Source organism: Pseudoalteromonas sp. SMS1, from assembly GCF_021530565.1.
GTDB lineage: Bacteria > Pseudomonadota > Gammaproteobacteria > Enterobacterales > Alteromonadaceae > Pseudoalteromonas.
Window position 1 is genome coordinate 168936 of the sequence record NZ_JAKGBI010000012.1, and the last position, 9248, is coordinate 178183.

Genomic DNA, 9248 nt, shown 5'->3' on the forward strand with positions numbered 1-9248 from the left:
TCGATGAAATATTACGCTATTGCAAATTGGGACGGCATGGATGGCATTGATAAACAAGTGCTGGATAGTAATTTTTACTTTAGGATTGAGTATCTTCAGTTATGCGTCTGAGCAACACAGCGAAGTACAATCACTGGCGCAACAAATACAAAATATTGCACAACTCAAAAGCTGGCAAGAGCAGCAAATGGTTGGCGAGCAATTATTAAACCACCCTAAGCTTTCCCAGCATCAAAGCATTACCTTACTTCAAACACTTGGAAAATCCGCTTTTCAAAATGGTGAGCTCCGTAAAGGCGTACATTTTTTTAAACGCATGGAGGTGGCACTGGGTGATACTCCTGACCTTGACCGTCTATTTATGGCGATTAAAATGCAGGGGATTGGCTGGTATCACTCGGGAGAGTTTGCGGCTTCTGAGAGGGATTACACACGCGCCTTAGTGCTTGCAAAAAACCATCAACCGCCAATCGAAGTGGCGCATATTCAAAATAATTTAGGTCTAGCCTATGTTAAAATGCATGACCTAATGAGTGCCTTGTCCCATTACTTAGATGCTTACGAGCTTTATAAGCTACACGGTAACGAGCAGGATCAAGCAGATATTATTCTCAATATCGCAGGCGTTTATATTCGCCTATTAAGATACGAAAAAGCAGAAGAATTACTTCAAAAAGCCATCACACTCTTCGAACAGCTTGGTGATAGTTACGGGATCGCGCTCTCGCAAGCTAATTTGGGGGTGCTATACACTCAAACTTCACGCTTTGAAGAGGCCGCTACCTATTTACAAAATGCCATCGACTATTATGAAGCTGTCAATGACGTAAAGCACTTATCATACGAATACAGCAACTTAGCTAAAGTCAGTATTTCGACGGGTGATATGGCAATGGCTGAAACATATGTCAATTTTGCGATCTATTATGCTGAAAAAGCAGAAAATGATTCAAATATGTCAGAAGCATTATATGTGCAAGCGCAAGTCTTTCTCGTGAAAGGCCAAATAGCACAAGCTCAAGACGCGGCGCAGCGTAGTTTAGAAATGAATCAATCACTGGGTGCCGAGTTACGTGAAAAGCGGGCGCTGTCGATTATCGCACTGACACAAGCCGCGCAGAGTAATACCGCTGAAGCGTTACAGACATTAACGGATTACGATCAGGCAATGTTTAAATTATTAAATCAAGCGCTGTTAGAAAAAGCAGAAAAATACCAAAAACGCTTTGAAGAAAGCGAGTTAAGTCAGGAACTCGCGCAGCTCAAACAAGCTCAGCAACTTCAGGAACTGAAATCAAAGCAACAACAACAATTAATGTGGATGAGCGGCTTAGTCGTTGGATTCGCTTTGTTGGCGCTTGTGGCTTGGTATCGCCGTACGATTGAACGAAAAGCCAAGCTGGATCTCAGTAATGAAGTGGCAGAGCGTACCGCCGAGTTACAAAAAACAGCGGATCAATTACGCCATGCCAATCAAATTAAGAGCCAGTTTCTTGCCAATATCAGTCATGAAATTCGTACGCCACTCACCGCCATTCTTGGTTACAGTGAAAATATGTTGCATGAGCATCATGACAATGAACGACTGAAAGAGTCGCTGACGGTGCTGATGCGCCAAGGTAGGCACCTAAAAGAGCTTATTAGTGATGTGTTAGATCTTAGCAAAATTGAAGCGGAACAACTTGAGCTCGAACTGACCGAATTTAAAGTGGAGTCACTGCTGTCTGATGTCACCGATATGTTCCATCACCCCTGTTTGGAAAAGTCATTGGAGCTGATCGTTGAGCACCGCTTGGAGACACCTTACCGAGTGTGTCTTGATTATGTCAGGGTGAAGCAAGTGCTGATCAATTTGTTGAGCAATGCAATTAAGTTTACCCATCATGGTCAGGTTGAATTATTAGCAGAGTCTCAAGATGATGGGATTCTGTTTAGTGTAACCGATACTGGAATAGGGATGTCAGCCGCTCAACTTGAGAAAATCTTTGAACATTTCCAGCAAGGAGATAACAGCATAACACGTCGCTTTGGTGGTTCTGGATTGGGTCTGAGCTTATCTCAACAATTGGCTGCCATGATGGGGGGAGTAATAAAAGTCACCAGTGAACCTCATGTGGGCAGTCGTTTTTCTTTTTGGGTGCCCTGTACACCACTGCTAGATCAAAGAGAAGATATCGGGCCCCTTATACAACCTAGCTCCTCTCCAAGAGCGATGTTTGATGGGCAAGTTTTATTGGCGGAGGATCATGATGATAATCGAGTGTTGTTCGAGCGCATTCTCTGTCAGTTGGGTGTGCAAGTGGAATCGGCATTGGATGGTAAGCAGGCCGTAGAGAAGTGCTTAAGCAGCTATCCTGATTTGGTGTTAATGGATATCCAAATGCCACATATGGATGGACTAGAAGCATTGCGTTTATTGCGCCAGGCAGGCTATGAAGGGCCCATTTATGCTTTAACTGCCAATGTGATGGAGCATGAAATCAAGTATTATTTGGACAATGGTTTTGATGGCCATTTGAGTAAACCGTTAGAGCAAGACAAATTAATTACCGTATTGCAATCAACATTGGGTAAGGGCTATCAAGCGGCGGTCGATGAAGAGATGAGTCTCGATATGACGGACTTAAAGCTGAGCTTTGCATCAACACTTGAACAAGAAAGATATAAGTTAATTGACTTATGGCAAGAAGAGGATTATTCGGGACTACAATATCATTGCCATAAGCTTGCAGGCGCTGCTGCTGTGTTTGGCTTTTTTCCAATTGCAGACATTGCAAAACAATTTGAAGCTGCGCTCAAGGCACACAATACCGACCAGTACCAAGATCTATTTTTAATCCTTTGTGATGAACTCAAAGTACAAGCGTGCTCAGAACAGTTCGATATCTCCTGAATCTGCTGCATCGTCATCAGAGGGGGGATGGGGCTGTTCAATTTTAGATTCATGGTGATGGGTGCGACTTTTATCAACTCTAGGGTCTAAGTCTGGTTCTGGTGTTTCTGTTTTAAAAATACTTAATTTTTCGTGGATACTGGTTGAAAGGTTTATCAGATCTTTACTGGATACAGCTTGAATCTTGGAACTAGACAGTGCATCTGAGTTTAACTCAACCATGGATTCAATACTCGACTGCGCTTCATCTGAAACGGCTTTTTGTTGCTTAACTTGACCATGAATACTGTGTGACATTGCATTGATGTCTAGCATGGCATGCTCTATTTGATCGACTTCTTTTGTCGATTCATCAGACAAGCTCACTGTGCGATCGGTCTCTTCTAACGCAAGTAACATGAGCGCGTGTGCACTGTCTGTACCAGCTTGAATCTTACTCACCATGGTTCGTACTTCTTGTGTGGACTGGCTGGTTCTCGCTGCCAAGCTACGTACTTCATCGGCGACAACGGCAAACCCTCTTCCTTGCTCTCCGGCTCTGGCTGCCTCTATGGCTGCATTTAAAGCCAATAAATTCGTCTGTTCAGCAATAGAATTGATCACATCGATCACAGCGCTTATGGCATCACTGTCAGCTTTTAACGCTTCAATTTGTTTGCTGGTTTGTCGGATATGTTCAGCAAGGCTGATTAAACTCTCTTGACTCTTGTCGGTGTCGATACGGGTTTTTTTCACCGCCACAGTGGCTTCCTCAACAGAGCAATAAATTTTGTCTAAATTATCATCCAACTCGCGAGAGACAATGAGCATACGGTTGATTGAACTAGCCAGATCCTCACCATGGGCATGTTGAATTGTGGCTTTTTGTGTCATCGAAGCGTAGGTATCTCTGAGGTCATCTGCCATTGGGGCCAGTCTTGCAGAACAGGTATAGACCTCACAAATAATATGCTCAATGGTCGCAATGCCAGCATTGAGCGCGAGACACGCATTTGGCAGCTGCTTATCTTGTTCGTCAAAACGGTATGTTAGATCGATATTGGTATCGGCAAGCAAAGCCGTGACTAAGTTATCGAGATAAGTGCCTTTGTGGCTAAACTTTGAAATAAGTAAATAAACCGAAAGCCCACTGAAAATGATCAGGCCACATAATATCAGTGTTGCAGTGAGGGTGAATTCAAAATACAAAGCGCAAAGTATGGTGATGGTAAGATTGGCGCACGTGGTACTAATCACTCCGACGTTTAAACGCATTGCCTGAGTCTCCTTTCTATGACCTTAAAAACTAGAAACTTTTTCCAGATTAGACTAATAGGTATAGACTAGTTCAAGATGAATTCCAAGCTTTTTCAGGGCAAAAAAAAGCCTGCGTAGGCAGGCTTCTTTCAGGATTATTTTCGTTTCATGGAATCGAAAAACTCATCATTTGTTTTACTCATTGAGAGCTTGTCGATGAGGAATTCCATGGCATCAATTTCACTCATTTCGTGAACAATTTTGCGTAAAATCCACATCTTCTGTAGCTCATCAGGCTTGGTTAACAGTTCTTCACGGCGAGTACCTGAGCGGTTGAAGTCGATAGCAGGGAATACACGTTTTTCTGCAATCTTGCGATTTAGGTGTAGCTCCATGTTACCTGTACCTTTAAACTCTTCGTAGATAACCTCATCCATTTTTGAGCCGGTATCGATCAGGGCCGTTGCAATAATCGTCAAGCTGCCGCCTTCCTCGACGTTACGTGCAGCACCGAAGAAGCGCTTTGGCTTATGTAGTGCATTAGCGTCAACACCACCGGTTAATACTTTACCTGATGAAGGGATAACGGTGTTGTAAGCACGTGCTAAACGTGTAATCGAATCTAGCAGAATTACCACGTCTTTTTTGTGCTCAACAAGACGTTTTGCTTTTTCAATGACCATTTCGGCAACTTGAACGTGACGGCTCGCCGGTTCATCGAAGGTTGATGCAACCACTTCGCCCTGTACGAGACGCTGCATCTCAGTCACTTCTTCCGGACGCTCATCAATTAGCAATACCATGAGCGTTGCATCTGGATTGTTGTAAGAAATAGATTGTGCAATATTTTGAAGAAGCATCGTCTTACCAGCTTTCGGTGGTGCAACGATAAGTGCACGTTGACCTTTACCGATTGGTGAGGCGAGGTCTAAAACACGCGCGGTAATATCTTCTGTACTACCGTTACCACGCTGCATGACTAAGCGCTCATTTGCGTGGATAGGCGTTAAGTTTTCGAACAAAATTTTAGTTCGAGAGTTTTCTGGCTTATCAAAGTTAACTTCATTAACTTTAAGCAACGCAAAATAGCGCTCGCCATCTTTTGGTGGACGGATAAGACCGCTAATTGAATCACCAGTACGCAAACTAAAGCGTCTGATTTGACTCGGCGATACATAGATGTCATCCGGTCCAGCAAGGTAAGAAGCTTCAGAAGAGCGTAAAAAGCCAAAGCCGTCTTGGAGAATTTCTAAAACACCGCCGCCATAGATGTTTTCGCCGCTTTTTGCGTGAGCTTTTAAGATAGCGAAGATGATATCTTGTTTTCTAAGACGGGCTACGTTTTCGAGTCCCATTGACTCGGCAAGTTTTACAAGCTCATTTATTGACTTGTCTTTCAGTTCGCGTAAATGCATATTGGTGGGTTCTTTAATTAACGTTGTTTTCTCGTCGCACGAGGGATTGAGTTGAAATTCGATAAAAAGGTTTGTGGCTCTATAAGTTAGCAGCTAGCCATCGAGTCGTCCAGTCTTTATACAAAAAATTAATCCATTAATCATTAAATTCCGCTGGCAAGCAAAATGTGAAAGCCTAAACCACTGAGTAGTTTAGGCTTTTAATTTTTAAGCGTTGTCGTTTAAAAACTCAACAAGCTGAGTTTTAGATAGTGCGCCTACTTTAGTTGCAGCAACAGCACCATCTTTGAACAGAAGCAGTGTAGGAATACCACGGATACCAAACTTACCAGGAGTACCTGAGTTTTGGTCGATGTTTAGTTTGGCAATCGTGACTTTACCTTCAAACTCGTCCGCTACTTCGTCAAGGATAGGCGCGATCATCTTACAAGGACCACACCACTCAGCCCAAAAGTCAACAAGAACAGGTTTGTCTGAGTTAAGTACGTCAGCTTCGAAGCTGTCGTCAGTTAATTGGATAATTTTGTCGCTCATTACGTTCTCCGTTAGAAATTAGGCGAATTATTTAGTGCGTATTTAAACACTCTTGTTTCTTATTGCAAGTTTAAACGTTATGCTTTATTGCTATGACTAAGACACATTTGACCAATACTAAATTTTCAGACTTTGCTTTAGCACCGGAAGTGGTCGCCGGTTTGACAGCGAATGGCTTCGAGTTATGTACGCCAATTCAAGCAAAGTGTATGCCTTACGTATGTGAAGGCAGGGACATTGCGGGTCAGGCGCAAACAGGAACCGGTAAAACACTGGCATTCCTAACCGCGACTTGTCATCGTTTAATGCAAAATCAACCTGAACAACAAGCATCTGTACAACCAAGAGCCATTATTATGGCGCCGACTAGAGAGTTGGCAATACAGATTCATAAAGATGCACAAGTTATCGCACCGCACTGTAATTTAAAGTTAGGTTTAGTATATGGTGGCGAAGAATATGAAAAACAACGGGCACAACTAGAAAAAGGTGTTGATATTTTAATTGGCACCACAGGTAGACTGATTGATTTCTACAAGCAAGGTGCGTTTAACCTAAATAGCATTGAGGTTGTGGTACTCGATGAAGCAGACCGCATGTTTGATTTGGGTTTTATCAAAGATATTCGATATTTATTCAATCGTATGCCTGGAACAAAAGAGCGCTTAAACCTGCTCTTTTCTGCAACACTGTCTTACCGAGTGCAAGAATTAGCGTTCGAGCATATGCATAACCCAATTCACGTACAAATTGAACCTGACGTGAAAACGGGCAAACGAATCCAAGAAGAGTTATTTCACCCTTCGCAAGAGGACAAATTGCCTTTACTTTTGACCTTAATCGAGGAAGATTGGCCTGATAAGGCGATTGTTTTTGCTAATACCAAACACAGTTGTGAAAATGTTTACGAGTGGTTGAAGGCTGATGGTCATCGTGTTGGACTCCTAACAGGTGATGTGAATCAGAAAAAACGCCTCTCTATTTTGACCAAGTTTACGAAAGGCGAGTTAGATTTACTCGTGGCAACAGATGTCGCTGCTCGAGGGCTGCACATTCCAGAAGTAAGTCATGTATTTAATTTTGATTTACCTGATGATCGAGAAGATTACGTGCACCGCATTGGCCGAACAGGACGCGCAGGCGCATCGGGGCATGCAATTAGTTTTGCGTGTGAGCAATATGCTTATAACCTGCATGAGATTGAGGAATATATAGATCATTCAATTCCAGTCTCTCATTATGATAAAACAGCACTGCTAGACGATCTTAAGCCACCGGTAAAACAACATCGAAGAAATTATCAGTCAGGTCAAAGAAAGCGTGGCAATTCTCGCAGACAAGGTAGTTATCAAAAATCATCGCCTAAACACAATTAGACGTAGTAGGGTAAGTAGAGGTTACGAGCGTGGGATATAACTCACCACAGAATAATGTATATGCTGTAATAGATTTGGGCTCAAATAGTTTTCATATGCTTATTGCGAAGCATATGGCAGGCGGAGTCCATACTATTGGCAGAGTAAAGCGCAAAGTTAGGCTCGCAGCTGGGCTGAATGAGCAGAATATATTGTCTCATGAGGCGATGCAAAGGGGATGGGAGTGTTTATCTCTTTTCGCAGAGCGGTTGCAGGATATTCCGCCGCAAAATATTAAAATTGTGGCAACCGCAACTTTGCGATTGGCTCAAAATGCAGAACAATTCAAACTGCGTGCAGAAGAGATCCTCAATCACAAGATTGATGTTATTAGTGGTGAGTTAGAAGCGTGTACCATTTACAAGGGAGTTGCGCACACTTCCTCGTGTCATGGAAAACAGTTGGTTGTGGACATTGGCGGGGCAAGCACAGAAGTCGTAATTGGTCGTGGGTTTGATGCACACATATATTATAGCCTTAATATGGGGTGTGTAACTTATCTGGAGAAATACTTCAAAAATGACCAACTCAGTGAAGAAAACTTCACTTTAGCGATTGCGGCGGCAAAACAGGTCATCGCGCCACATGTCCAAGAATTTCAGCAGGTCGGGTGGGAATTAGCCATTGGCGCCTCTGGTACTGTGCAAGCGATACAAGAAATATTTGCTGCACTTGGTTTGGATGAATACTTGGTATTGTCTAAGCTGGTTCAAATTAAGTCGATGGCAATTGCCTGTGACACCATTCCTAAACTTGACCTACCAGGGTTAAGCGAAGAGCGCAGGCTCGTGTTTGTATCTGGCCTGGCAATACTAATTGCATTGTTTGAGTCACTTGAGATAGAGCGTATGGGACTAGCTGGCGGCGCGCTTCGTGAAGGTGTGCTCTATGGCATGATAGATGACTTGAGTGTGACTGACATCCGCAAACGTACCCTAGATTGTTTTATGGCACGGTTTCATGTGGACAATCTACAAGCGCAACGTGTTTTTGAGATTAGTAACGGCTTTTTTAATCAGCTCAAAGATTATTGGTCTATTAATACCCAATTTGGTTCAGACGCATTGCGTGCAGCAACGGTAGTTCACGAAATAGGACTATTGATAGATTATAAGGAATATCATAAACACAGTGCGTATATTCTAAATAATAGTGTGATGCCCGGTTATACCAAGGCACAGAAACAGCTGATAGCGGCACTCGTCAATAACCATCGTTCAGATATTCAGATTGAGGGCTTTGCGGAATTAGGATCAAATCAGCATTTAGCTGAGATCTTAATCAGATTATTAAGGCTTGGTGTTATTCTATCCATGCGTCGCCAAGATGATGTGCTTCCCGAATTATTTCTCACTGCCAGTGAACCAGAAACATTGACTTTAACCGTGTCAAAAAATTGGTTGAAAGCACACCCACTGATGCAAACTGAGCTGGAGCAAGAAGCAAAGTACCAAGAGAAGTGTGGTTGGTTGCTAAAAATAGAGTGTGATTAAGCACAGTTGTGTATGCGTAATAATCAATTAAAGGTGTTTTGTTTGTAATTTGAGCGGTTGGCAGCGTTTTTTTATTTTTACTTAAAAAAACGCTTGCGCCTTTCTTAAATCTCCCTATAATGCGCACCCACTGACACGGAGCAACACGCACAACTGCGAGATGCAAAGTGAAGGGCAAAGTTAAATTGAAAGGTTGATTTAAAAAATTAAATTTTCTAGTTGACTTTAAAAGTGAAGCGGTTAATATGGCGCTCCACTTCGC

General features: G+C 42.8%; 6 protein-coding genes. 3 read left to right on the plus strand and 3 right to left on the minus strand.

Going from position 1 to position 9248, the window contains the following annotated elements:
• The first annotated feature begins 40 nt into the window (after positions 1-40).
• A complete protein-coding gene (locus tag L1286_RS13935; RefSeq protein WP_235407660.1) occupies positions 41-2893 on the plus strand; it encodes an ATP-binding protein in 2853 nt (950 codons plus the stop codon).
• On the opposite strand, the gene L1286_RS13940 is transcribed toward L1286_RS13935, so the two are convergent.
• The 3 genes from L1286_RS13940 to trxA all read right to left on the minus strand — a co-directional run bounded on the left by L1286_RS13940 (position 2870) and on the right by trxA (position 6078).
• A complete protein-coding gene (locus L1286_RS13940) occupies positions 2870-4147 on the minus strand; it encodes a methyl-accepting chemotaxis protein (protein ID WP_235407661.1) in 1278 nt (425 codons plus the stop codon). The genes L1286_RS13935 and L1286_RS13940 overlap by 24 nt on opposite strands.
• A gap of 137 nt (positions 4148-4284) precedes the next feature.
• The gene (rho, locus tag L1286_RS13945; protein WP_023399073.1) at positions 4285-5544 is read right to left on the minus strand and encodes a transcription termination factor Rho; all 1260 of its coding nucleotides are present in this window, start codon (positions 5542-5544) and stop codon (positions 4285-4287) included.
• 207 nt (positions 5545-5751) lie between these two features.
• A complete protein-coding gene (gene trxA / locus L1286_RS13950) occupies positions 5752-6078 on the minus strand; it encodes a thioredoxin TrxA (protein ID WP_235407663.1) in 327 nt (108 codons plus the stop codon).
• 92 nt (positions 6079-6170) lie between these two features.
• Here trxA and rhlB point away from each other — a divergent pair, with 92 nt between their 5' ends.
• Both rhlB and gppA read left to right on the plus strand, forming a co-directional pair.
• The gene (gene rhlB, locus L1286_RS13955) at positions 6171-7454 is read left to right on the plus strand and encodes an ATP-dependent RNA helicase RhlB (protein ID WP_235407664.1); all 1284 of its coding nucleotides are present in this window, start codon (positions 6171-6173) and stop codon (positions 7452-7454) included.
• Between the two features lie 29 nt (positions 7455-7483).
• Positions 7484-8986: a guanosine-5'-triphosphate,3'-diphosphate diphosphatase gene (gppA, locus tag L1286_RS13960; protein ID WP_235407665.1), complete on the plus strand. Its 1503-nt coding sequence runs from the start codon at positions 7484-7486 to the stop codon at positions 8984-8986.
• The last annotated feature ends 262 nt before the right edge of the window (positions 8987-9248 follow it).